This window comes from Limnohabitans sp. INBF002, from assembly GCF_027924905.1.
GTDB lineage: Bacteria > Pseudomonadota > Gammaproteobacteria > Burkholderiales > Burkholderiaceae_C > Limnohabitans.
The window spans coordinates 1,190,341-1,212,832 of record NZ_AP027055.1; the positions used below are offsets into that span (position 1 = coordinate 1,190,341).

Below are 22,492 nucleotides of genomic sequence, written 5' to 3' on the forward strand. Positions count from 1 at the left end.
CAATTCGTTTACTTTTTAGTCAGACACACTACACCATGGCATCTCATCTCGACCTCGAAGAACAAGAACAACTCGATGAGCTCAAGCACTTTTGGAAGCGCTGGGGCGACCTCATCACGTGGGTGCTGATTGCCGTTTTAGGTGGCTATGCCGCCTGGATGGGTTGGCAGTCTTATTCGGCCAAGCAAGCCGTGCAATCTGCCGCTTTGTATGACACGGTGGAGCGTGCGGCCCTGAGCAATGACATGGCCTTGCTCGACCGTTCTGTGACGGACATCAAAGATAAATTTGCCAGTACCACGTACGCACAACAAGCGGCCATGTTGGCCGCGCGCTTGTACCAAGACAAAGACCGCAAAGCCGATGCCAAAGCGCAACTCACATGGGTGATCGACAAAGCCAGCGACGAAGGCTACCAAGCCTTGGCCCGCCTGCGCTTGGCTGCCTTGTTGATCGATGACAAAGCCTACGACGAGGCGCGCAAGCAACTCACTGCCAAAGCACCTGAAGCCTTCGCCCCCTTGATGGCCGACCGCTTGGGCGACTTGGCCATGTTGCAAGCGCAACCCGCTGAAGCCGTTCAACACTACAAAAATGCGTGGAAAGGCTTTGAGCCCAATGCCGAGTACCGCCGTTTGGTGGCGGTGAAGTTGGCGGCCTTGGGTGCTGACCCTGAAGAAACACCTGCTGTGGAGAGCAAAAAGTGAACACAACAACGCCTAGCTGGACCCACCTGTTGCGCTTGAGCCTAGCGGGCGTGTGCGTGGCCTTGGCCGCTTGCTCTGGACCCTCGCGCCCCAAACCTACCGAAATTCCGGGCGTGCCTGTGTTGCAAGACGTGCGCACCAGCTGGACAGCGAATGTGGGCAAGGTGGATTTCCCCTTGGTCGTGTCAGCCCGTGAAGACCGCATTGCTTTGGCCAATAGCCAAGGTGTGGTGGCGGTGCTGGACGCAGCGACAGGCAAAGACATTTGGCGCCTGAAGCTGGACCAAGCCATCGCCGCAGGCGTGGGCAGCGATGGCCAACAAGTAGCCGTGGTGACGCGTAGCAATGAATTGGTCGTTTTGCGAGATGGCCAAGTGCAGTGGCGCAAGCGCTTGCCCGCGCAGTCGTTCACCGCACCTTTGGTCGCTGGTGCGCGCGTATTTGTGTTGACCGCCGACCGTTCTGTCATTGCCTTTGACGGTGCAACAGGCCATCAAATTTGGACACAGCAACGCCCGGGTGAGCCCTTGGTGCTCAAGCAAGCCGGCGTGATGCTGGCATTTAAAAACACGTTGTTGGTCGGTTTGTCTGGCCGTTTGTCAGGTCTTGACCCGAACACTGGCGTGATTCGCTGGGAATCTGCCATTGCCACACCACGTGGCACCAATGATGTGGAACGCTTGGTTGACTTGGTCAGCCCCTTTGACCGCGTCGGTGATGTGGTGTGTGTGCGTGCCTTCCAGGCTGCAGTTGGGTGTGTGAACGCCGAACGCGGACAGGGCGTGTGGACACGCCCCTCGGCGGGTGAAATGGGGGTGAGCGGCAACGACACAGTGCTGATTGCACCTTTGTCCAACGGCGTGGTGCAGGCATGGAGCCGAAGCACCGGTGAACGCCTGTGGGAAACAGAGCGTCTGAAATACCGCATCTTGAGCGCACCTCTGGTCACGCCGCGTGGCGTGTTGCTGGCGGATAACGGTGGATGGTTGTACCTTCTGTCGTTGGCCGATGGCGCGTTGCTCAACCGCATCAAGCTCGACACCGAAGAATTGGCAACCGCCCCTGTGTTTGCAGGTGGGCGCTATGTGGTGGTCACACGCGAAGGTCGCGTGACTGGCCTCCAAATCCCGTAATTGGGAAGTTAAAGGACTAAGTTTTGAAACCCGTATTGGCCCTGGTGGGCCGCCCCAACGTCGGCAAGTCCACGTTGTTTAACCGCTTGACCAAATCGCGTGACGCCATCGTGGCCGACTTCGCGGGTCTGACGCGCGACCGTCACTACGGTAATGCCCGTTTTGACAAGCACGAATTCATCGTCATCGACACCGGTGGTTTTGAACCCACTGCTGACAATGGCATCTACAAAGAGATGGCCCGTCAAACCCAGCAAGCCGTGGCCGAAGCCGACGTGGTGGTGTTTGTGGTGGATGCCCGTGGCGGTATTTCGGCCCAAGACCACGACATCGCCAACTACCTGCGTCGCTTGGGCAAGCCCACGATTTTGGTGGCCAACAAAGCCGAGGGCATGAAAGAGGGCGCTCAGTTGGTGGAGTTCTACGAGCTGGGCTTGGGCGAAGTGTTGCCCGTGTCTGCCTCGCATGGCCAAGGCATTCGCGACATGATGGCGCAAGCCTTGGCGCCGCTGAATTTGGCCGACCCAGACGAAGAAGACGCCAATGCCGACGACGGCATCATCAAGTTGGCCGTGGCCGGTCGCCCCAACGTGGGCAAATCCACCCTCATCAACACTTGGTTGGGCGAAGAGCGCTTGGTGGCGTTTGACATGCCTGGCACCACGCGTGACGCCATCAGCGTGCCGTTCGAGCGCAACGGCCAGATGTTTGAACTCATCGACACGGCTGGTTTGCGTCGCAAAGGCAAGGTGTTTGAAGCCATCGAGAAGTTCTCGGTGGTCAAAACCCTGCAAGCCATTGAATCGGCCAATGTGGTACTGCTCTTGCTCGACGCCACCCAAGGCGTGACCGACCAAGACGCACACATCGCCGGCTACATCTTGGAAAGCGGCCGTGCTGTGGTGGTGGCTGTGAACAAATGGGATGCCGTGGATTCCTACCAGCGCGAACTGTTGATGCGCTCGATTGAGACGCGTTTGCCGTTCTTGAAGTTTGCGGCCATGCACTTCATCTCGGCCAAGAAACGCCAAGGCTTGGGCCCACTGTGGGGCGCCATCGCGCAGGCCCATAAGGCCGCCATGTGCAAGATGCCAACGCCTTTGCTGACCCGTTTGTTGCTGGAAGCCGTGCAGTTTCAGTCGCCTCAGCGCGGCGGTATGTACCGTCCCAAGCTGCGTTATGCCCACCAAGGTGGCATGAACCCGCCCATCATCGTGATTCACGGCAACTCGCTGGAGCATGTGACCGAAACCTACAAACGGTTCTTGGAAGGGCGCTTCCGCAAGGCCTTTAATTTGGAAGGTACCCCCTTGCGAATTGAGATGAAGACCTCAAGTAACCCTTACGCAGGCAAAGACGACTGAGCCACAAAGCCTTCGGGCTCTGTGGTAACGTGGGATTTCTTTCAACTACACAGACACGGAAAATATCGTGAACACCGACAACTCAAAGAACAAAGGCCAACTGTTGCAAGACCCATTTTTGAACATCCTGCGCCGCGAGCATGTGCCCGTATCCATTTATTTGGTCAACGGCATCAAGCTGCAAGGCCAAATTGAATCGTTTGACCAATACGTCGTGTTGCTGCGCAACACCGTGACGCAAATGGTCTACAAGCACGCCATCTCGACCATCGTGCCGGGCCGTGCTGTCAACTTCAACCCCACCGACGGCACAGGCAGTTCGCCTGAAGTCTGAGCTTGAATGCTCTGCAAAAAGGGCTGTTTCAGCCCTTTTTTTACGTCTCACTTTTTACGTTTCACCTTTTTAGATAGATCGCTTGAACGACACACCTCAAAAAACCGCCGGCGCCACCATTTTGGTGGGGGTCGATTTCGGCTTGCCACATTTCGATGGCGAGCTAGAAGAACTCGGCCTGTTGGCCGAAACCGCGGGCTTAAAGCCTGTGGCGCGCGTCACCTGTAAACGCAAAGCGCCTGATGCCGCGCTGTTTGTGGGCAGTGGCAAAGCCGATGAAATCAAAGAGCTGGCCCTCATGCACGGCGCCACCGAGATTTTGTTTGACCAATCGCTCAGCCCCGCGCAGCAGCGCAACCTAGAACGCCACATGGGCGTGGCGGTGAACGACCGCACCTTGCTGATTTTGGAAATCTTCGCCCAACGCGCGCGCAGCCACGAAGGCAAGTTGCAAGTCGAGCTGGCCAAGCTGCAATACCTCAGCACGCGCTTGGTGCGACGTTGGTCGCACTTGGAGCGTCAAAGCGGCGGTATCGGCATGCGCGGTGGCCCCGGTGAAACCCAGATTGAGCTGGACCGCCGCATGATCAATGACTCGATCAAACGCACCAAAGAGCGTTTGGACAAGGTCAAAAAGCAGCGCAGCACCCAGCGCCGCCAGCGCAACCGCCGTGACGCCTTCACCATTTCGCTGGTGGGCTACACCAACGCGGGCAAATCGACGCTGTTCAATGCCTTGGTCAAAGCGCGTGCCTACGCCGCCGATCAGCTGTTTGCCACGCTCGACACGACCACACGTCAGCTGTATTTGGGCAATGCCGATGGCACGGGCCGCTCGGTGTCGTTGTCAGACACGGTGGGCTTCATCCGTGACTTGCCGCACGGTTTGATCGATGCCTTCCAAGCTACCTTGCAAGAGGCGTCCGATGCCACGCTGTTGATGCATGTGGTGGATGCGTCCAACCCGAATTACCCCGAACAAATGGACGAGGTGCGAAAGGTCTTGGCCGAGATTGGCGCCGCCGGTGTGCCGCAGGTCTTGGTGTTCAACAAGCTCGACGCCATGAGCCCCGAGACGCGCCCGATGCAGCTGCAAGACCATTACACGGTCGATGGTCAGAGCGTGCCGCGTTTCTTTGTGAGCGCCCAAACAGGCGAGGGCTTGGCCGCTTTGCGTGAGTTTTTGGCACAGGAAGCACTGGCGACGATGCCCGAAGACCATGCAAATACGCAGGAATTGGAATGAGGCCTGAATCCTTAGGCACAATCGAATACTTCAGAGAAAAAACAACGATGCGCATGAACTTCAACACCCACACGGTCAGCCCCAAATCTTGGCGCACGCGACTGCTCGGCATGTTCAACCTCAACGATGGCCGCTGGGGCCGCGACAAAGACGGCAACCCCACGTTTGACCCCAACGGCAGTCAAGCCATCCCACCTTCCAGCGAAGAGAAAAAGCCACAAGAAGAATCCAAACGTCCACCTGCAGGTGCAGGTGGCCCGCCCGATTTGGATGAACTGTGGCGCGACTTCAATGCCAAGCTCGCGGGTTTGTTTGGCAATAAAAAGGGTGGCTCAGAACCGCCTAGCAACAACGGTGGACCAACTGGCCCCGATTTCAAAGTTGCGCGTTTTGGCATTGGCGTGATCGGCGCGGTCGTGCTGGCCATTTGGTTGTCGACAGGCTTCTTCATCGTGCAAGAAGGTCAACAAGCGGTGATTACCCAGTTTGGTCGTTACCACGCCACCGTGGGTGCCGGTTTCAACTGGCGTTTGCCTTACCCATTCCAGCGCCAAGAATTGGTGTTTGTGACGCAAATTCGCTCAGTCGATGTGGGCCGTGACAACATTGTCAAATCCACGGGCTTGCGCGAGTCGGCCATGTTGACCGAAGACGAAAACATCCTCGAAATCAAATTTGCCGTGCAATACCGTTTGACTGACGCACGCGCTTATTTGTTTGAAACCAAGAACCCCACCGACACCGTGGTGCAAGCTGCCGAAACAGCGGTGCGCGAAGTGGTCGGCAAGATGAAGATGGACGCAGCCATGTCCGAAGAGCGTGACCAAATTGGTCCACGCATTCGCACCATCATGCAAGCCATCTTGGACCAATACAAAGTGGGTGTCGAAGTGGTCGGCATCAACTTGCAACAAGGTGGCGTGCGCCCCCCCGAGCAAGTGCAAGCTGCATTTGACGACGTGCTTAAAGCGGGTCAAGAACGCGAACGCGCCAAGAACGAAGCCGAAGCCTATGCCAACGACGTGGTCCCACGTGCTGTGGGTGCAGCTTCGCGTTTGAAGCAAGAAGCTGATGGTTACAAAGCCCGCATCGTGGCGCAAGCTGAAGGCGATGCACAACGCTTCAAGTCCTTGGTGGGCGAGTACCAAAAGGCACCGCAAGTCATGCGCGACCGTTTGTACATCGACGCCATGCAGCAGATTTACAGCAACACCACCAAGGTGTTGGTGGACACCAAGCAAGGTTCGAACTTGCTCTACCTGCCGCTGGACAAAATCATTCAACAAAGCAGTCAAGCGAATGGTGCATCGCCTGCGGCTCCCGCTGACGCGACGCACAACACGGCAAACACGACCACCAACCCAGCGCCTGCGGCCGATGCCCGCGCACGCGATGGCCGCTCACGCGACCGTGACGGCCGTTGATAGGGGACACGAACATGCAAACGAACAAAATCGGTTTTTATATTTCCTCCGCCTTCGTGGCTTTGGCGCTGCTCAGCTCCACCCTGTTTGTGGTGGACCAACGCCAGTTTGGCGTGGTGTATTCCTTCGGCCAAATCAAGAGCGTCATCACTGAGCCTGGCTTGAACATCAAGCTGCCGCCACCGTTCCAAAACGTGAGCTACATCGACAAGCGTTTGCTCACGCTGGATAACGCTGACACCGAGCCCATGCTCACCGCTGAAAAGCAACGCGTGGTGATTGACTGGTATGCCCGTTGGCGCATCACGGACCCATCGCAATACATCCGTAACGTGGGTCTGGACGAAAACGCAGGCGCGGTGCAACTCGCCCGTGTGGTGCGCAACGCGTTCCAAGAAGAAATCAACAAGCGCACCGTGAAAGAGCTGCTCTCACTCAAACGCGAAGAGCTCTTGAGCGACGTCAAGCGCGAGGTGCTGGCGGCTGTCAAAGGTGCCAAGCCTTGGGGGGTGGACGTGATTGACGTGCGCATCACTCGCGCCGACTACGTGGATGCGATCACCGAATCGGTGTACCGCCGCATGGAAGCCGAGCGCAAGCGCGTGGCCAATGAGCTGCGTTCCACCGGCGCTGCTGAAGGCGAAAAAATCCGCGCAGACGCTGACCGCCAACGCGAAGTGACCGTGGCCAATGCCTACCGTGAAGCGCAAAAAATCAAAGGCGAGGGCGATGCCGAAGCCGCGCGTTTGTATGCCGATTCGTTTGGCCGCGACGCCAACTTCGCCCAGTTCTACCGCAGCTTAGAAGCCTACAAAACCACGTTCAGCAAAAAGAGCGATGTGATGGTGGTCGATCCATCCAGCGACTTCTTCAAAGCCCTGCGTGGCAGCGGTGGCGGCAGCGCCCCAGCGCCTAAGAAGTAACAGGCCCCTCGTATGAGCTTAGACGGCGATACGCTGTGGGTCGCGTTCGGGTTGATGCTCATTTTTGAAGGCATCTTCCCGTTCGTGTCGCCTCACGGTTGGCGCGACAAAATGGCCCAACTCATGGTGTTGGAAGACGGTCAAATCCGCTTTTTCGGCCTGGTCTGCGTTGTGGTCGGTCTTTTGATGCTCTGGTGGCTGGGTTGAGGGCGTTTAGCCCTGTAAAATCTCGGTTTTAACAGCCTCCCTTAATTACATGTCTGCTTGGGTTCTGCCGGATCACATCGCCGATGTTCTGCCTTCTGAGGCCCGGCACATCGAAGAGCTGCGTCGTTTGTATCTCGACACAGCTAGAGGCTACGGCTACGAGTTGGTCATGCCGCCGCTGCTCGAATACCTCGAATCGTTGTTGTCCGGTACCGGCCGCGCACTCGATTTGCAAACCTTCAAACTGGTCGACCAACTCTCAGGTCGCACCTTGGGTTTGCGCGCTGACACCACGCCGCAAGTCGCCCGCATTGATGCTCATTTGCTCAACCGTGCTGGCGTGACACGCCTGTGCTACTGCGGCCCTGTGCTGCACACACGCCCAGACCGTCCCTTTGCCACCCGCGAGCCTTTGCAGTTTGGCGCTGAGATCTATGGCCATGCAGGCATCGAGGCCGACCTCGAAGTGCTGCACTTGGCCTTGGACACGCTCAAAGCTGTTGCCATTCCTCAATTCACCGTCGACTTGAGCGACGCGCGCATCGTGCCAGCCTTGTTGAACGGCGTGACCTTGACAGCTGACGCACGCGATGCCTTGCACAGCGCCTTAGCTGCCAAAGACACCTCGGGCGTTCAAGCCCTTTCCAAAGATTTGCCCGCCAATGTGCGCACCGCTTTGGTCGCCCTGGCTGGCATGTATGGCGACGCGTCTGTGTTGGCCCATGCTGAAAAAGCCTTTGCCGCATGGCCCGTGGTTCTACAAGCCTTGGCTGAGTTGCGCCAAATTGCGGCTGACTTGAGCGGTGTGGCCGTCACATTTGACTTGGCCGATTTGCGCGGTTACGCCTATTACAGCGGCGTGCGCTTTGCCATCTTTGTGCCTGGCGCCAGCGACGCCTTGGTGCGCGGTGGCCGCTACGACGAAGTGGGTGCGGTGTTTGGCCGTAAGCGTCCCGCCGTAGGATTCAGTTTGGACCTGAAAGAGTTGGTCAGCGTGGTGCCCGAGCGCGCCCTCAAAGCCGCCATTCGTGCGCCTTGGGGAACCGCCCAAGGTTTGCGCGAAGCCATTGCCGCCTTGCGTGCCAATGGCGAAACCGTGGTCTGCGTGTTGCCAGGCCACGAGAGTGAAGTCGATGAATTTGACTGCGATCGTGAACTGATCGAAGTCGCCGGCCAATGGGCAGTGCAAGCTGTTCCTGCCGTTCAAGCCCTTTAATTTTTTAAGTAATCGAAGTTGATATGAGCACTACCCAAGGACAAACCGTGGCCGCCACCAAAGGCCGTAACGTCGTCGTGGTCGGCACCCAGTGGGGTGACGAAGGCAAAGGCAAATTGGTCGATTGGTTGACCGAAACCGCCACCGGCGTGGTGCGCTTTCAAGGCGGTCACAACGCAGGCCACACCTTGGTCATCAACGGCGTGAAAACTGCGCTGCATTTGATTCCTAGCGGCATCATGCGCCCCGGCGTGAAGTGCTACATCGGCAACGGTGTGGTGTTGTCTGCCACCAAGTTGCTCGAAGAAATTGCGGGCTTGGAAAAGGCGGGCGTCGAAGTGCGCTCACGCTTGCGCATCAGCGAAGCTTGTCCCTTGATCTTGCCTTACCACGCTGCCATTGACGTGGCCCGTGAAGCCGCCAAAGAGAAGGCCGGCACCGCCAAGATCGGAACCACAGGCCGCGGCATTGGCCCCGCTTACGAAGACAAAATTGCACGCCGTGCCTTGCGCGTGCAAGACCTGAAGCACCCCGAGCGCTTCGCCACCAAACTGCGTGAGAACCTGGAGCTGCACAACCATGTGTTGACCGACATCTTGCACGCACCCGCTGTGGACTTTGATACCGTCTACAACGAAGCCATGGCCTACGCCAAAGAAATCTTGCCCATGGTGGCCGACGTGTCACGCGAGTTGAACGAAGCTCACAAAGCCGGTGCCAACCTGTTGTTTGAAGGCGCACAAGGCACCTTGCTCGACGTGGACCACGGCACTTACCCCTTCGTCACCTCCAGCAACTGCGTGGCCGGTAACGCCGCGGCAGGCGCGGGCGTGGGCCCCGGTTTGTTGCACTACATCTTGGGCATCACCAAGGCGTACTGCACACGCGTGGGCGGCGGTCCATTCCCCACCGAGTTGGATTGGGAAACCCCCGGCAACCCCGGCTATCACATGTCTACCGTGGGCGCTGAAAAAGGCGTGACCACTGGCCGTTCACGCCGTTGCGGCTGGTTCGATGCCGCCTTGCTCAAGCGCAGCGCGCAAGTCAACGGTTTGACTGGTTTGTGCATCACCAAGCTCGACGTGCTCGACGGTTTGACCGAGTTGTTGCTGTGTGTGGGTTACGAGTTGGATGGCCAAACCATCGACATCTTGCCCATGGGCGCTGACGAAATTTCGCGTTGCAAACCCATCTACGAAACCATCCCCGGCTGGACCGACAGCACCGTGGGCGTGACCGATTACAACAAGTTGCCCAAAGCCGCTCAGCATTACCTCAACCGCATTGCAGAGACCACAGGCGTGCCCATTCACATGGTGTCCACCAGCCCTGACCGCGACCACACCATTTTGTTGACCCACCCCTACGTGGCTTAACTCGGCGTTTTGATTTCAGTTTTATTTTGAAGGACCATTGATATGTTGACCGAAGACGGCAAACACCTGTACGTTTCGTACGACGAGTACCACAACCTGATTGAAAAACTCGCCATCAAGATTCACCAATCTGGCTGGGAATTCGACACCATCTTGTGTCTGGCCCGTGGCGGCATGCGCCCAGGTGACATCTTGTCGCGCATCTTCGACAAGCCTTTGGCCATCATGTCCACCAGCTCGTACCGCGCTGACGCTGGCACGGTGCAAGGCCACTTGGACATCGCTCGTTTCATCACCACACCCAAAGGCGAAATCGCTGGCAAGGTGTTGTTGGTGGACGACTTGGCTGACACCGGTCACACCTTGAAGGCTGTGGTCGACCAACTCAAAAACAACTACGCGCCCATCACCGAGCTGCGTACGTCTGTGATCTGGACCAAAGGCGTGTCGTCTTTCAAGCCAGACTACTCGGTGGACTATTTGCCCACCAACCCATGGATTCACCAACCGTTCGAGCCGTATGACAACATGCGCCCAGCGGCTTTGTTGGAGAAGTGGAAGGTTTAATCTTTCGCGCTTCAAGAAAAAACTCCGCCTTCGTGCGGAGTTTTTTTATTCCCGTCACGCTTTTGATTTTCGGGTGACTCCGCGTAGGTAATATGTGCGCATGTCTCGCAGCACCCACCTCATTCACCACGCCTACCTTCCTCCCGCAGAATTTGAAGCGCCGCAAGTTGGCGTGTTCAAAGCCTCGACGGTGATCTTCCCCAACGTGGCCGCCATGCGCACGCGCGAGTGGATGGACAAGTCGGCTTACACCTACGGCTTGCACGGCACGCCCACCACGTTCACGTTGGAAGAGCGTTTGGCCACGCTCGAAGGCGGCACGCATTGCATCCTCACGCCCAGCGGTTTGGCGGCGATTGCGCATGTGGATTTTGCGCTGCTCAAAACTGGCGACGAGGTGTTGATTCCCGACAACGCCTACGCGCCCAATAAGTCATTGGCCGAGGGCGAGTTGGCGCAGTTTGGCATCACGCATCAGGTGTACGACCCGTTGGCTGTGAACGACTTGGCCGCACGCATCACACCGCGCACACGCTTGGTGTGGCTGGAAGCGGCGGGCTCGGTGACGATGGAGTTTCCCGACCTCGTGGCTTTGGTGCAGTTGTGCAAAGCCCGTGGTGTGCTGTGCGCGCTCGACAACACCTGGGGCGCAGGCTTGGCCTTCAATGCGTTTGATTTGACGCCAGGGCAGGGCGAGCTTGGGGTGGACTTGACCATCCATGCGCTCACCAAATACCCCAGCGGTGGTGGCGATGTGTTGATGGGCAGCATCGTCACGCGCAGCGATGAACTGGCGCGTGTGCTCAAACTCAGCCACATGCGTTTGGGTACTGGCGTGGGCGCGAACGATGCCGAGATGGTGTTGCGCTCATTGCCCAGCATGCCGCTGCGCTACAAAGCGCAAGACACGGCCGCACGCACACTGGCCGCGTGGTGTGCTTCGCAGCCTGCATTCAGCCAAGTGCTGCATCCTGCGCTGCCCAGTTCGCCCGGTCATGCACATTGGCAGCAACTGTGTGTGACACCGCAAGAGCCTGAGGGTTTGGCTGCGGGTATTTTCAGCGTGGTGATGGATGAGCGTTTCACGTCCAAACAAGTGGATGCGTTTTGCGATGCCTTGCAGCTGTTCAAAATTGGTTACAGCTGGGGCGGCCCCATGAGTTTGGTGATGCCTTACAACATGGCGTCTAGCCGCATACGCTCGGTGTCGCATACGCAACGCGGGCGCGTGGTGCGTTTTTGCATTGGGCTAGAGAATGTGATCGATTTACAAAATGACATGGCGCGAGCTCTGAAAGTCGCCCACCTATAAAACCAAGCCCGCCAGAAGGGGAGACACATGCAGCAATTGGTTCCAGACGAGGCACATGACCGCATTGACATCAACCCGATTGGCTTCAGCGATCCGTTGCGTTGGCTTTGGCGGGGCTTGCGAGACATGGCCTCGCAGCCTTTGATTTCGCTGTTTTACGGCGTCTGCTTTTGGCTCATGGCCTTGATTCTGTTGGCCGTGTTCAAAAGCAATCCCGAGTACACCTTGTCGGCTGTGTCGGGTTGTTTGCTGATTGGCCCCTTCTTGGCCATGGGGCTGTATGACGTGAGCATGCACATGGAGCGCGGTGAACCACCGAGCATGGGCAGTTCGCTCACCTGTTGGGAGTCACACATCCGCAGCATGAGCATGCTCATCATGGTGATGGTGGTGATGGAGCTGCTGTGGGGGCGCGCGTCGTTGGTGGTGTTTGCGGTGTTTTTCAATACGGGCGGCATGCCCACCACCGCCACGGTGTTAGAGGCGGTGTTCAACCCACAAAACTGGGAATTCATTGCCGCCTACATTTGTGTGGGTGGCTTCTTTGCCGGGCTGGTGTTTGCCAGCATGATGGTGTCCATCCCCATGATTTTGGACCGTGACACCGATGCCATCACCGCCTGCATCACCAGCTTACGTGTGTTTGTGGATCACACCGCCGTGTCAGTGTTTTGGGGCTTTCTCATCACCGTTTTGGTGGTGTTGGCCATGTTGCCGTCAGCGGCGGGTTTGCTGGTGGTGGGGCCTTGGTTGGGTTTTGCCAGCTGGCATGCCTACCGCGCTGCCGTGCGTGTGACGGCGCCGCAGGCCGATTGATACCCTAAACCCCTTGCGATTGGCACAAGGCTTGTGCCACTTTGCGCAGGCTCTCTGCATGGCGGTTGTCTGCGACACAAGCTGTGGCTTGATTCGTCTGTGTGAAGTTGCGCACCATCGACGAGGCGTAGGTGGGGTCGTAGTGCAAGACCAACAGCTCGCGCACCACGTTGTCGATGTGGCCTGTGTGAATTTGTTCTTTCCACGCATCGACCACGGCTTTGCCGCGAATGGCCACCAGCGCATCTAAGCGACGGCAAAACAAGTCTTTGTCATCGACGAAGAAGTTGTAGTCTTCCATCAGCAAGGCCACGCGTTCATCGAGGCTGAGTTGCAGCTCAAAGCAAGGGCTGTCGCGCATGGCCAGCATCAAGGATTCGGGGATGGACAGGTTGCCCACCTTGCGGCTTTCAGACTCCACAAACACTGGACGCGCAGGGTCAAAGCTGCGCAGGGCCTGCCACACCAAAGTGTCAAACCGTTTTTGGCTGGGTTGAGGCTGGCCTGGGATGTGGCCCAGCACCGAACTGCGGTGACTGGCGAGGTCTTCTAGATCGAGCACCTGCGCACCTTCGGCGGCGAGTGCGTAGAGCAAGCGCGTTTTGCCTGAGCCTGTGGGGCCAGAGATGACTTTGAACTGCAGCGGCGCCACGCGCTTAGGAATGTCTTCCACGATGGCCGCGCGAAACGCTTTGTAACCGCCTTCAATCAAGTTGATCTTGAAGCCAATTTGCCCCAGCACCAACGACAGCGAGCCGCTGCGTTTGCCGCCACGCCAGCAGTAAATCAGGGGTTGCCAGTGTTTAGGCAACGCCAACACTTCGCGTTGGATGTGGCGTGCAATATTGGCAGCCACCATCGCCGCGCCGTGCTTTTGCGCCTCAAACGCATTGACCTGTTTGTACATGGTGCCAACGAAGATGCGCTCTTCGTTGTTGAGCGAGGGCCAGTTGACGGCACCGGGTAAATGGTCGAGTGCGTACTCGTCCTCGCTGCGTGCGTCGATGATGGTGCTGAACCCGCCGGGTGCCCCGAGGGGAATGGCCATGCGGGCGATGGCGTCTTGCGCCGAGATGAAGGTAACGCTCACGGTTTATAAATTCTTTTTAATTTCGGGCCACACATTGGCCAACATGCGCGGGTGCGCTTCGGCTTTGGGATGGATGCGGTCGGGTTGGAATTGCGCGGTGGCGTCGGGCGCATCGGCAATGCCTTTGAGGAAAAACGGCACTAGGCCTGTGCGGTATTTCTTAGCGATGTTGGCAAACATCACCGTGAACTTGGCGCTGTAATCGGGCCCGTAGTTGGGGGGGATTTGCATGCCCACCAACACCACGCGTGCGTTGACAGCGCGGCAGGCTTGAATCATGGCTTCGAGGTTGTTTTGTGTGCTGTTGAGGTCAAGGCCGCGCAGGGCGTCGTTGCCACCGAGTTCAATCACCACTTGCACAGGGCGTACTTGGTCCAGCATGGCGGGCAGGCGAGAGCGGCCACCTGCGGTCGTGTCGCCGCTGATGCTGGCGTTGACCACGCGCACATCGGGGCGCTCGGCTTGCAGTTTGTCAGCCAACAACGCCACCCAGCCTTTGCCGCGTGGAATACCGTATTCGGCACTGAGCGAATCGCCCAACACCAAAATGGTGGCTGCAGGCATGGTGCCCGGCGCAGGGGCAGAGCCGGGCGGTGGCACGTTGTTTTGCGGTGGTTGGCCACGGCGGCGGTGCGGGCCGGTGGAGGTGATTTCGCCCTCCATGCCTTGGCCGGTGGACGTGATGACGCTTTGCTGGGCCGAGGCGACGCTTGTGCCCAATGCCCCCAGCAGTGCAGCGCCCAGTGCGCCCAAGTTAAAGTCACGTCTTAACCACCCATTGCGCTTCATGACCCAGCCTTCATTTGAAAAATCTTCCACATCGCCTTTGATGGTCGTTTCGCACTTGTCGAAATCGGTGCAAGACGCCAGCGGCACACTGCACATTCTCCGCGATATCGACTTCCACCTAGCGCCCCAGCAATCGCTGGCCATTGTGGGCGCTTCGGGCTCGGGCAAAAGCACCTTGCTGTCCATCATGGCCGGTTTGGACACTCCCACGCAGGGCACGGTGTGGCTGGGCGGTGTGGACATGTTTGCGATGGACGAAGACGCACGTGCGGCACTGCGTGCCCGTCAAGTGGGCTTTGTGTTTCAAAGCTTTCAGCTCTTGGGCAATATGACGGCGCTTGAAAACGTCATGCTGCCGCTGGAGTTGGCAGGCTTGCCTAACCCCCGTGCAGCCGCCAAAGACATGCTGGTGCGTGTGGGCTTGGGCGAGCGTTTGGGCCATTACCCCAAAGTGCTGTCGGGTGGTGAACAGCAACGCGTGGCCTTGGCCCGCGCCTTTGTGGTCAAACCCACGCTGCTACTGGCCGACGAACCCACAGGCAGCTTGGACCATGCCAGCGGTGAGCGCATCATGGATTTGATGTTTGAATTGAACAAAGAGCTGGGCACCACCTTGGTGTTGGTGACGCATGATTTGAAGCTGGCTGCCAAGTGCGACCAAGCCATCACGATAGAAGCGGGACAGGTCAAGGGATAATCAACCCATATGTCTTCAGCCCCTAAAGTTCTCTTCGGCTTTCACGCCGTTGGCGTGCGCGTCAAAACAGCGCCGCAATCCGTCATCGAAATCTACTTTGACCCCACGCGCCGCGATGCGCGCATGCGTCAATTTGTCGATCGTGCCACTGAAGCGGGTATCCGTTTGATCGAAGCCGATGGCCCCCGTTTGGCCAAACTCTCAGGCGGTCACGGCCACCAAGGCGTGGCTGCACGTGTGAGCGAAATCAAGATGGTGCACTCATTAGACGAGTTGCTCGAAGGCATTGAGAAGGTTGAATCACCTTTGATTTTGGTGCTCGATGGCGTGACCGATCCACACAACCTAGGCGCTTGTTTGCGCGTGGCCGATGGTGCAGGTGCCCATGCGGTGATTGCCCCCAAAGACCACGCCGTGGGCATCAACGCCACCGTGGCCAAAGTGGCCAGTGGTGCGGCGGAGACGGTGCCGTATTTCATGGTGACGAATTTGGCGCGCACCTTGAACGAACTCAAAGAACGCAACATTTGGATCATCGGCACCAGTGACGATGCGCCCAAAACTTTGTACCAAGTGGATCTCAAAGGTCCAACGGCTTTGGTGTTGGGGGCCGAGGGTGACGGCATGCGTCAGCTCACACGCAAGACGTGTGACGAGCTCATCAGCATTCCGATGTGTGGCGGCGTTGAGAGCTTGAACGTGTCGGTGGCCAGCGGGGTTTGCTTGTACGAAGCACGTCGTCAGCGGACTGCTGTTTGATTTTTAGCTGAGCTCGCTTCGGCTGCTCGGTATGGGCCTAGCCCTCATGCTGGGGTACCAGAAATCGGTCTCGATCCATACCGAGCAGCCGAAGACTGCGGCCTGCGTTTTTTTTTAGATCCAATCTAGGGCGCCTAGTAAGGCGCCGAAACCTAGCAGTAGCAACAGGTGCGTTTTGGTTTTCCACACGATGAGTGTGGTGGCACCTGCTAAGACCCACAAGGGCCAATCACGTGCGGGGTTTTCGTGGTTGCCTGTGAGCAGCCAACCCGTGGCGATGAGCAGTGCAATCACGAGGGGGGCCATGCCGCTTTTGAAGGCTTTGACGGCCAGCATGTCGCGGTTTCGATGTGCCCATTGCGTGGCGACAAAGGTGAGGGTGCAGGATGGAATCATGATGCCGACCATGGTGATGAGCACACCCCACAAGGCCAAGACCACTGCTGGCCAGCCTGCTGATAAGCCACCACCTGCGTTAAGGCCCACGTTCCAACCCATCAAGGCGACAAACATCACGTTGGGGCCGGGTGCGCCTTGGGCCAAGGCGATGGACGAGGTGAATTGCGTGTCGGTCAGCCAATGCGTTTCATCCACCAAGTAGCGGTGAATGTCGGGTGCGGTGGTGATAGCTCCCCCGACTGCCAAAAGCGACAGCGAAATGAAGTGCAAAAAGAGCGAGCCCCAATCGGCAAGGGTCAAGGTGATGCTCATGCCACACCTCGTTGTTTGATGCAATGCGCCGCCCACACGCTGGCCAATGGCCCTAGGCTGAGCAGTACCCAAGCTAATGGCAAGCGCAGCAAGCCGATGGCGATGAAGGTGAGGGTGCCTATGCCAATGCAGGTCAGCATCCCCATGGGGTTGTTTTTCAAAGCACCCATGAGCTTGATGCCCACTGCCGCAATCAGGCCTGCCGATACGGCACCCATGCCCCGCAGCATGCCTTGTGCCATGGGGGTGTCTGCAACGCCGGCAACTGCAGCAGCCAGCAAAAGCACCAACGCGGTGGGGGCTAGCAGCAAGCCACTGAGTGCAGCCAGTGCACCGCTGATGCCAAAGTGACGCCCACCAATCATGAGTGCGAGGTTCACCACGTTTGGGCCAGGCAAGATTTGCGCAACGGCCCAGTCTTCGACAAATTCATCAAGCGTGAGCCATTGCTTTTTATCGACCAACTCACGTTGCACAACGGCCAGTACACCGCCAAAACCTTGCAAGGCCAATAGCGTGAAAGAGATGAATAGATCAGTTTTGCTGTGCGGCGCGTTGGGGGCTGCACTGTGGTGCCGCGTGTGGGTGTCGCTCATATCGTCAGGCCACCAGCTACCTCAATGACCGTGCCGTTGATGTACGAGGCTTCGTCGCTTGCTAAAAATGCATAGACGTTGGCAATGTCTTCGGGTTGGCCCAAGCGCTTGAGCGGTACACGCTCCGTCATCTCGTGGATGACTTTCTCAGGGATGGTGGACAAGATGGGGGTTTGAATAAAGCCGGGTGCCACGGCGTTCACGCGAATGCCTTTGGGGCCGAGTTCACGGCTCCATGTTTTAGTAAAACCAATCACGCCAAATTTCGTTGCGGCGTAGTTGGTTTGGCCGAAGTTGCCGTAGATGCCCACCACCGATGACGCATTCAAAATCACGCCGTTGCCTTGAGCCACCATGGCGTCGGTTACCGCTTGTGCGCAATGGAACACACCGCGCAGGTTGACGTCGATCACACGGTCAAACTGTTCCAGTGTCATTTTTTGCAAACGCGCATCCTGCGTGATGCCCGCGTTGTTGACCAACACATCGATGCGGCCGAACTTGTCGAGAACCGCTTTGACCGTGGCATCCACCATGTCGCGCTGCGTCACATCCACCACAAAGCCAAGGGCCTGCGCACCCAAGGCTTGGCATTGCTTCACGGCCTCATCTACCGCTGCTTGTTTGACATCGCACACGATGACGATGGCGCCTTCTTGTGCAAATTTGAGGGCGGTGGCTAAGCCAATGCCTTGTGCAGCGCCTGTGATGAGGCTGACCTTGCCTAACAGTCGCTGCGTTTGCGAGTTGTGGTTTGTATTCATGCCTCGAGTTTAAACATCGTGTTGAAACTTAGGGATATACCTAGTAAATCAACTTGATTGATTAAGTAAGAATAAATCAACTTGAGTGATTAATTCAAGTTTCAACACATTTTCAAGCGAGACAAATATGAAATTGAATCAACTGTTTTTGGCCTGCGCTGCAGCTTTGTCAGTGTCTGCAGCGGTGGCTGGCGAAGTCGAAGTCCTGCATTACTGGACATCAGGTGGCGAAGCTAAATCAGCCGCTGAGCTGAAAAAGATCATGGCAGCCAAAGGCCATGCTTGGAAAGATTTCGCAGTGGCAGGTGGCGGCGGTGACAACGCGATGACCGTGTTGAAGAGCCGTGTGGTGGCAGGCAACCCACCTTCAGCCGCACAAATCAAAGGCCCCGCCATTCAAGAGTGGGCGCAAGAGGGCGTGTTGGCCAACTTGGATAGCGTGGCGCAAGCCGAGAAGTGGGACAGCTTGTTGCCACAAGTGGTCGCCAATGTCATGAAATACAAAGGCAACTACGTGGCAGCGCCCGTCAACGTGCACCGCGTGAACTGGGTGTGGGCCAATCCTGAGGTTTTGAAGAAAGCCGGCGTGTCTGCCATGCCGACCAGCTACGACGAGTTCTTTGTTGCAGCCGACAAAATCAAAAAAGCAGGCCTCATTGCTGTGGCCCACGGCGGCCAAAACTGGCAAGACTTCACCACCTTTGAGTCGGTGGTGTTGGGCGTCGGTGGTGCCAAGTTTTACCAAGATGCCTTGGTCAAGCTTGATCCCAAAGCCTTGAACAGCCCGACCATGAAAAAGTCGCTCGAGACATTCCGCAAGATCAAGGGTTACACCGATGCCGCATCGCCTGGCCGCGATTGGAACTTGGCTACGGCCATGGTCATGCAAGGCAAAGCCGGTTTTCAGTTCATGGGTGACTGGGCCAAGGGCGAGTTTGTGGCCGCAGGTAAAAAGCCAGGCAAAGACTTCTGGTGTGCGGCGGCCCCCGGTACAGCCAAGTCATACACCTTCAACGTCGATTCATTTGCGATGTTCAAGCTCAAAGATGCAAGCGCACAAAAAGCCCAAGGCGATTTGGCAGCCGCGATCATGAGCACCGATTTCCAAGAAGTGTTCAACCTCAACAAGGGCTCTATCCCTGTGCGCTTGAACATGTCGATGGCCAAGTTTGACGACTGTGCCAAGCTCTCTAGCAAAGATTTCGTGGACACCGCCAAGACCGGCGGCTTGGTCCCCTCCGTGGCCCACGGCATGGCGATTTCGCCAGCGACCGAAGGCGCGATCAAAGATTTGGTGAGCCAGTTCTGGAACGACGACAAGATCAGCATTGACGAAGGTCAAAAGCGTCTCGTTGCCGCCGCAGCCACCAAATAAGCAGCAGCTCGACTGTTGAAACATAAACCTTGGAGATACAAACAATGAAGATGAAATTAACTTGCGTGGCTGCTGCTTTGTGCTGCTTGAGCACAGCCGCTTTGGCCGCTGATGTGGGCGGTGTGGAAGTCACTGGCTACAGCCGTGGCGGTGGTGTGTACAGCTACAACAAAGACCAACAGGTCAAAGGTGGCTTGACGCTCGGCGGTGACCTGCAAAAGTACCGTTTGGGTAACGAGGGTGACTACGGTGTTGAAGTCAACATCGCCAAAACCTTTGACGTCGAAGGCGTGAAATACAAACTCGACTACATGCCCACCAAGTGGAACAGTGGCAACGTCGGCACAGAACAAGCCTTTGTGGAGATGAGCGGTTTGAGCTTTGCACCTGAAGCCAAAATTTGGGCAGGTCAACGCCGTCTTCGTATTCAGGATGTGCACATCGTGGACCACTTCTTGATGGACTACGGCGTGAACCAAGGTTCTGGTTTTACTGATTTGTCCGTCGGTGGAATGAAATTGGGCGCAGCCTTGCAAACAGGCGATACCTTTGATTCAAAAATGATTGCGGGTACTTCAGCAAACAAGCTGAACTTGGATTTGTCTGAAATCAACACCAACCCCGGCGGTAAAGCCCGCGTATTGCTGACCTCAGTTAGCACCTCAGGCTTGAAGAGCAGCGGTGGTTCTGGTTTCACTGTGAGCCACAACCAATCTGACTTTGTTGTGAAGGGCTTGACCAATAGCTTGTTCTTGCAAACCTCTAGTGGCTACGCCAATATCAATGGTCGATTTGGCGCTTTCTACGATACAAGTGGTGCAAACCCAGTTGCGATTTATGGCAAGAAAACAAACCGCATTGCTGACTCGATCAACTGGCAATCTGGTGCGTTCGGAGGCCAAGCGATCGTGGGTTACCAAACGACCAAGTCAGATGACCCAGCTGTCACTTACACCATCAAAGATACCTCTCTGGGTGGTCGCGTGTCTTACGCTGTTTCAAAGAACTTCAAATGGTTGGTGGAAGCAGGCACCACATCACGCAAGTTCAGCGACAACCAAGCCTCACAGCGCTTGAACAAGCTGACGATCGCTCCCACATTGGCTTTGTCTCCAGACTTCTGGTCACGTCCTGAGTTACGTTTTTACGTGACGAAAGCCAACTGGAACCAAGCAGCAGCTGACGCGAACAACAACGCGACCACAGGCTTCGGTGCCAACGGCCGCACCTCACAAACACTCGCTGGCGTTCAGTACGAAGTGTGGTGGTAAGCAAGGCTTGAACGAGGGATTGGGAAAGGGGGGACCCTTTCCCTTTTTTGTTTTTTTAAAAAGGCACTCAGATGCAAAAGCATCGCTTAGAAGCGTTGATTCCCAAAATGGTGGTTGCTCCCGGCTTGGTGCTGGGTTTTGCATTCATCTACGGGTTCATGATTTGGAACGGCGTGTTGTCGGTCACCGTCTCGCGCATGTTGCCCAACTACGAGTTCGCAGGTTTGGCGCAGTACGCCAAGTTGTGGGAGATGGACCGCTGGTGGGTCGCCCTGAAAAACCTGGCTATTTTCGGCATCGGCTATGTCGCTGGTGCCATGGCTTTGGGCGTCTTTTTGGCTGTTTTGTTAGACCAAAAAGTGCGCGCTGAAGGCTTCATTCGCACCGTGTATTTGTACCCCATGGCTTTGTCATTTGTGGTCACGGGTACGGCGTGGAAGTGGTTGCTCAACCCCAGCATGGGCCTAGAAAAACTCATGCATGACTGGGGCTGGAGCAGCTTCAGTTTCAGTTGGTTGGTCGAGAGCGACATGGCCATTTACTGCGTGGTGATTGCCGGTGTGTGGCAGTCGGCGGGTTTTGCCATGGCCTTGTTTTTGGCAGGCTTGCGCGGCATTGACGACAGCATCATCAAAGCGGCGCAGATTGATGGCGCGTCGCTGCCCCGTATTTATTGGCGCATCGTGTTGCCTGCGTTGCGCCCTGTGTTTTTCTCGACCTTGATGGTGCTGTCGCATCTGGCCATCAAGAGTTTTGACCTCATCATGGCGCTCACATCGGGCGGTCCGGGTTACGCCACCGATGTGCCCGCCACCTTCATGTACGCCATGAGTTTCACGCGTGGGCAAATAGGCTTGGGCGCCGCCAGCGCCACCATGATGTTGGCCACCGTGGCTGCCTTGGTCGTGCCTTATCTCTACAGCGAATTGCGGAGCAAAAACCATGAGCACTAAGTTCTTTTCTGCGCAAACGCTGTGGCGTGCGTTGCTCTATGTCACCTTGTTGGTGGGCGCTGTGTTCTTCTTGGCACCGCTCTACGTGATGCTGGTGACCTCGCTCAAAGACGCTGAAGAAATTCGTCAAAACAGCTTGGTCAGCTTGCCCGGCGCCTTGAACTTTGAGGCCTGGCGTTTGGCATGGGACTCGGCCTGTACCGGTGCGCAGTGTTCAGGCCTAGAGCCCTTCTTTTGGAACTCGGTGTGGATGGCAGTGCCTGCGGTGTTGATCTCCACCACCTGGGGCTCGCTCAATGGCTACGTGCTGAGTTTGTGGAAATTTCGCGGCAGCGAAACCTTGTTTGCTTTGCTGCTGTTTGGCGTGTTCATGCCGTTTCAAGTCGTGCTGTTGCCCATGAGCCAAGTGCTCGGTTGGTTAGGCATGTCCAGCTCCATCGGCGGTTTGATCTTAGTGCACTTGTTGGCGGGCTTGCCCAGCACCACCTTGTTTTTTCGCAACTACTACGCGGGCATTCCTAAAGATTTGATGAACGCCGCGCGCATGGATGGCGCGGGTTTTTGGATGATCTTTTTCCGCATCATCGTGCCCATGTCCACGCCGATTGTGATGGTCACTTTGATTTGGCAATTCACCCAAATCTGGAATGACTTTTTGTTTGGCGTGGCCTTCAGCGGCGCCGACTCCAAGCCCATCACCGTGGGTTTGAACAATTTGGCCAACACCACCAGCAGCGTCAAAGCCTACAACGTGGACATGGCGGCTGCGTTGATTGCGGGCTTGCCCACCATGCTGGTGTATGTACTGGCAGGACGATATTTTGTGCGCGGCCTCACCGCCGGCGCTGTCAAAGGTTAAAAG

Annotated in this window: 24 protein-coding genes; 19 read left to right on the forward strand and 5 right to left on the reverse strand. The window is 56.9% G+C overall.

What is annotated here, in order from left to right; all coding sequences use genetic code 11:
- Positions 1-35 precede the first annotated feature (35 nt).
- The 13 genes from QMG15_RS06025 (at position 36) to QMG15_RS06085 (ending at position 12,625) form a co-directional block, all read left to right on the forward strand.
- Positions 36-707: a tetratricopeptide repeat protein gene (locus QMG15_RS06025; RefSeq protein WP_281789954.1), complete on the forward strand. Its 672-nt coding sequence runs from the start codon at positions 36-38 to the stop codon at positions 705-707.
- Positions 704-1,840 (forward strand): outer membrane protein assembly factor BamB, encoded by a 1,137-nt coding sequence (gene bamB / locus QMG15_RS06030; RefSeq protein ID WP_281789955.1) that lies wholly within the window; start codon positions 704-706, stop codon positions 1,838-1,840. The genes QMG15_RS06025 and bamB overlap by 4 nt, the downstream gene beginning before the upstream one ends.
- A gap of 23 nt (positions 1,841-1,863) precedes the next feature.
- Positions 1,864-3,204: a ribosome biogenesis GTPase Der gene (der, locus tag QMG15_RS06035; RefSeq protein ID WP_281789956.1), complete on the forward strand. Its 1,341-nt coding sequence runs from the start codon at positions 1,864-1,866 to the stop codon at positions 3,202-3,204.
- 67 nt (positions 3,205-3,271) lie between these two features.
- Positions 3,272-3,538, forward strand: a complete 267-nt coding sequence (gene hfq / locus QMG15_RS06040; protein WP_104798699.1) for an RNA chaperone Hfq — start codon at positions 3,272-3,274, stop codon at positions 3,536-3,538.
- An 82-nt stretch (positions 3,539-3,620) separates the two neighbouring features.
- Complete coding sequence (gene hflX, locus QMG15_RS06045) at positions 3,621-4,784, forward strand: GTPase HflX (RefSeq protein WP_281789957.1); 1,164 nt, start codon at positions 3,621-3,623, stop codon at positions 4,782-4,784.
- A 53-nt stretch (positions 4,785-4,837) separates the two neighbouring features.
- Positions 4,838-6,208, forward strand: a complete 1,371-nt coding sequence (hflK, locus tag QMG15_RS06050; protein WP_281789958.1) for an FtsH protease activity modulator HflK — start codon at positions 4,838-4,840, stop codon at positions 6,206-6,208.
- A gap of 14 nt (positions 6,209-6,222) precedes the next feature.
- A complete protein-coding gene (gene hflC, locus QMG15_RS06055) occupies positions 6,223-7,131 on the forward strand; it encodes a protease modulator HflC (protein WP_108358569.1) in 909 nt (302 codons plus the stop codon).
- Positions 7,132-7,143: 12 nt separating this feature from the next.
- Positions 7,144-7,338 (forward strand): DUF2065 domain-containing protein, encoded by a 195-nt coding sequence (locus tag QMG15_RS06060; RefSeq protein WP_281789959.1) that lies wholly within the window; start codon positions 7,144-7,146, stop codon positions 7,336-7,338.
- A 49-nt stretch (positions 7,339-7,387) separates the two neighbouring features.
- A complete protein-coding gene (locus tag QMG15_RS06065) occupies positions 7,388-8,554 on the forward strand; it encodes an ATP phosphoribosyltransferase regulatory subunit (RefSeq protein WP_281789960.1) in 1,167 nt (388 codons plus the stop codon).
- A 47-nt stretch (positions 8,555-8,601) separates the two neighbouring features.
- Positions 8,602-9,930, forward strand: a complete 1,329-nt coding sequence (locus QMG15_RS06070) for an adenylosuccinate synthase (RefSeq protein WP_281790091.1) — start codon at positions 8,602-8,604, stop codon at positions 9,928-9,930.
- A 42-nt stretch (positions 9,931-9,972) separates the two neighbouring features.
- Positions 9,973-10,497 (forward strand): phosphoribosyltransferase, encoded by a 525-nt coding sequence (locus QMG15_RS06075; RefSeq protein WP_281789961.1) that lies wholly within the window; start codon positions 9,973-9,975, stop codon positions 10,495-10,497.
- A gap of 100 nt (positions 10,498-10,597) precedes the next feature.
- Positions 10,598-11,809: a PLP-dependent transferase gene (locus QMG15_RS06080; RefSeq protein WP_281789962.1), complete on the forward strand. Its 1,212-nt coding sequence runs from the start codon at positions 10,598-10,600 to the stop codon at positions 11,807-11,809.
- A gap of 27 nt (positions 11,810-11,836) precedes the next feature.
- On the forward strand, positions 11,837-12,625 hold the full coding sequence (locus QMG15_RS06085; protein WP_281789963.1) for a DUF2189 domain-containing protein: 789 nt from the start codon (positions 11,837-11,839) through the stop codon (positions 12,623-12,625).
- 4 nt (positions 12,626-12,629) lie between these two features.
- Here QMG15_RS06085 and mnmH read toward each other — a convergent pair whose 3' ends face one another.
- Positions 12,630-13,715, reverse strand: a complete 1,086-nt coding sequence (gene mnmH, locus QMG15_RS06090) for a tRNA 2-selenouridine(34) synthase MnmH (RefSeq protein ID WP_281789964.1) — start codon at positions 13,713-13,715, stop codon at positions 12,630-12,632.
- 3 nt (positions 13,716-13,718) lie between these two features.
- Entirely contained in the window at positions 13,719-14,279 is a 561-nt protein-coding gene (locus QMG15_RS06095) for an arylesterase (protein WP_281790092.1), read from the reverse strand.
- A 223-nt stretch (positions 14,280-14,502) separates the two neighbouring features.
- Between QMG15_RS06095 and QMG15_RS06100 the strand changes: the two genes are divergently transcribed.
- Positions 14,503-15,201 (forward strand): ABC transporter ATP-binding protein, encoded by a 699-nt coding sequence (locus QMG15_RS06100; RefSeq protein ID WP_281789965.1) that lies wholly within the window; start codon positions 14,503-14,505, stop codon positions 15,199-15,201.
- 9 nt (positions 15,202-15,210) lie between these two features.
- Complete coding sequence (gene rlmB / locus QMG15_RS06105; RefSeq protein WP_281789966.1) at positions 15,211-15,960, forward strand: 23S rRNA (guanosine(2251)-2'-O)-methyltransferase RlmB; 750 nt, start codon at positions 15,211-15,213, stop codon at positions 15,958-15,960.
- A 114-nt stretch (positions 15,961-16,074) separates the two neighbouring features.
- On the opposite strand, the gene QMG15_RS06110 is transcribed toward rlmB, so the two are convergent.
- From QMG15_RS06110 to fabG, 3 genes are read right to left on the reverse strand one after another with little or no spacing between them, the layout of a single operon-like run.
- Entirely contained in the window at positions 16,075-16,671 is a 597-nt protein-coding gene (locus tag QMG15_RS06110) for a chromate transporter (RefSeq protein WP_281789967.1), read from the reverse strand.
- Positions 16,668-17,267 carry a chromate transporter gene (locus QMG15_RS06115; protein ID WP_281789968.1) on the reverse strand — a complete coding sequence of 200 codons (600 nt, stop codon included), beginning with the start codon at positions 17,265-17,267 and terminating at the stop codon, positions 16,668-16,670. Before QMG15_RS06115 ends, QMG15_RS06110 begins: the two co-directional genes overlap by 4 nt.
- Positions 17,264-18,031: a 3-oxoacyl-ACP reductase FabG gene (gene fabG / locus QMG15_RS06120; RefSeq protein ID WP_281789969.1), complete on the reverse strand. Its 768-nt coding sequence runs from the start codon at positions 18,029-18,031 to the stop codon at positions 17,264-17,266. The genes QMG15_RS06115 and fabG overlap by 4 nt, the downstream gene beginning before the upstream one ends.
- A 127-nt stretch (positions 18,032-18,158) precedes the next feature.
- Between fabG and QMG15_RS06125 the strand changes: the two genes are divergently transcribed.
- The 4 genes from QMG15_RS06125 (at position 18,159) to QMG15_RS06140 (ending at position 22,489) form a co-directional block, all read left to right on the forward strand.
- Positions 18,159-19,406 (forward strand): ABC transporter substrate-binding protein, encoded by a 1,248-nt coding sequence (locus QMG15_RS06125; RefSeq protein WP_281789970.1) that lies wholly within the window; start codon positions 18,159-18,161, stop codon positions 19,404-19,406.
- Between the two features lie 44 nt (positions 19,407-19,450).
- Positions 19,451-20,677, forward strand: a complete 1,227-nt coding sequence (locus QMG15_RS06130; protein WP_348773327.1) for a carbohydrate porin — start codon at positions 19,451-19,453, stop codon at positions 20,675-20,677.
- A gap of 71 nt (positions 20,678-20,748) precedes the next feature.
- The gene (locus tag QMG15_RS06135; RefSeq protein WP_281789971.1) at positions 20,749-21,630 is read left to right on the forward strand and encodes a sugar ABC transporter permease; all 882 of its coding nucleotides are present in this window, start codon (positions 20,749-20,751) and stop codon (positions 21,628-21,630) included.
- The gene (locus QMG15_RS06140) at positions 21,620-22,489 is read left to right on the forward strand and encodes a carbohydrate ABC transporter permease (RefSeq protein WP_281789972.1); all 870 of its coding nucleotides are present in this window, start codon (positions 21,620-21,622) and stop codon (positions 22,487-22,489) included. The genes QMG15_RS06135 and QMG15_RS06140 overlap by 11 nt, the downstream gene beginning before the upstream one ends.
- Positions 22,490-22,492: the final 3 nt, after the last annotated feature.

Coding starts and splice junctions, on each gene's coding strand:
- QMG15_RS06135 (WP_281789971.1), top strand. CDS start 20,749: ATGCAAAAGCATCGCTTAGAAGCGTTGATTCCCAAAATGGTGGTTGCT.
- hflC (WP_108358569.1), top strand. CDS start 6,223: ATGCAAACGAACAAAATCGGTTTTTATATTTCCTCCGCCTTCGTGGCT.
- QMG15_RS06095 (WP_281790092.1), bottom strand. CDS start 14,279: ATGCCTGCAGCCACCATTTTGGTGTTGGGCGATTCGCTCAGTGCCGAA.
- hflK (WP_281789958.1), top strand. CDS start 4,838: ATGAACTTCAACACCCACACGGTCAGCCCCAAATCTTGGCGCACGCGA.
- QMG15_RS06060 (WP_281789959.1), top strand. CDS start 7,144: ATGAGCTTAGACGGCGATACGCTGTGGGTCGCGTTCGGGTTGATGCTC.
- QMG15_RS06075 (WP_281789961.1), top strand. CDS start 9,973: ATGTTGACCGAAGACGGCAAACACCTGTACGTTTCGTACGACGAGTAC.
- QMG15_RS06125 (WP_281789970.1), top strand. CDS start 18,159: ATGAAATTGAATCAACTGTTTTTGGCCTGCGCTGCAGCTTTGTCAGTG.
- QMG15_RS06110 (WP_281789967.1), bottom strand. CDS start 16,671: ATGAGCATCACCTTGACCCTTGCCGATTGGGGCTCGCTCTTTTTGCAC.
- QMG15_RS06130 (WP_348773327.1), top strand. CDS start 19,451: ATGAAGATGAAATTAACTTGCGTGGCTGCTGCTTTGTGCTGCTTGAGC.
- QMG15_RS06140 (WP_281789972.1), top strand. CDS start 21,620: ATGAGCACTAAGTTCTTTTCTGCGCAAACGCTGTGGCGTGCGTTGCTC.
- QMG15_RS06085 (WP_281789963.1), top strand. CDS start 11,837: ATGCAGCAATTGGTTCCAGACGAGGCACATGACCGCATTGACATCAAC.
- QMG15_RS06025 (WP_281789954.1), top strand. CDS start 36: ATGGCATCTCATCTCGACCTCGAAGAACAAGAACAACTCGATGAGCTC.
- QMG15_RS06100 (WP_281789965.1), top strand. CDS start 14,503: ATGACCCAGCCTTCATTTGAAAAATCTTCCACATCGCCTTTGATGGTC.
- fabG (WP_281789969.1), bottom strand. CDS start 18,031: ATGAATACAAACCACAACTCGCAAACGCAGCGACTGTTAGGCAAGGTC.
- rlmB (WP_281789966.1), top strand. CDS start 15,211: ATGTCTTCAGCCCCTAAAGTTCTCTTCGGCTTTCACGCCGTTGGCGTG.
- QMG15_RS06065 (WP_281789960.1), top strand. CDS start 7,388: ATGTCTGCTTGGGTTCTGCCGGATCACATCGCCGATGTTCTGCCTTCT.
- QMG15_RS06115 (WP_281789968.1), bottom strand. CDS start 17,267: ATGAGCGACACCCACACGCGGCACCACAGTGCAGCCCCCAACGCGCCG.
- QMG15_RS06080 (WP_281789962.1), top strand. CDS start 10,598: ATGTCTCGCAGCACCCACCTCATTCACCACGCCTACCTTCCTCCCGCA.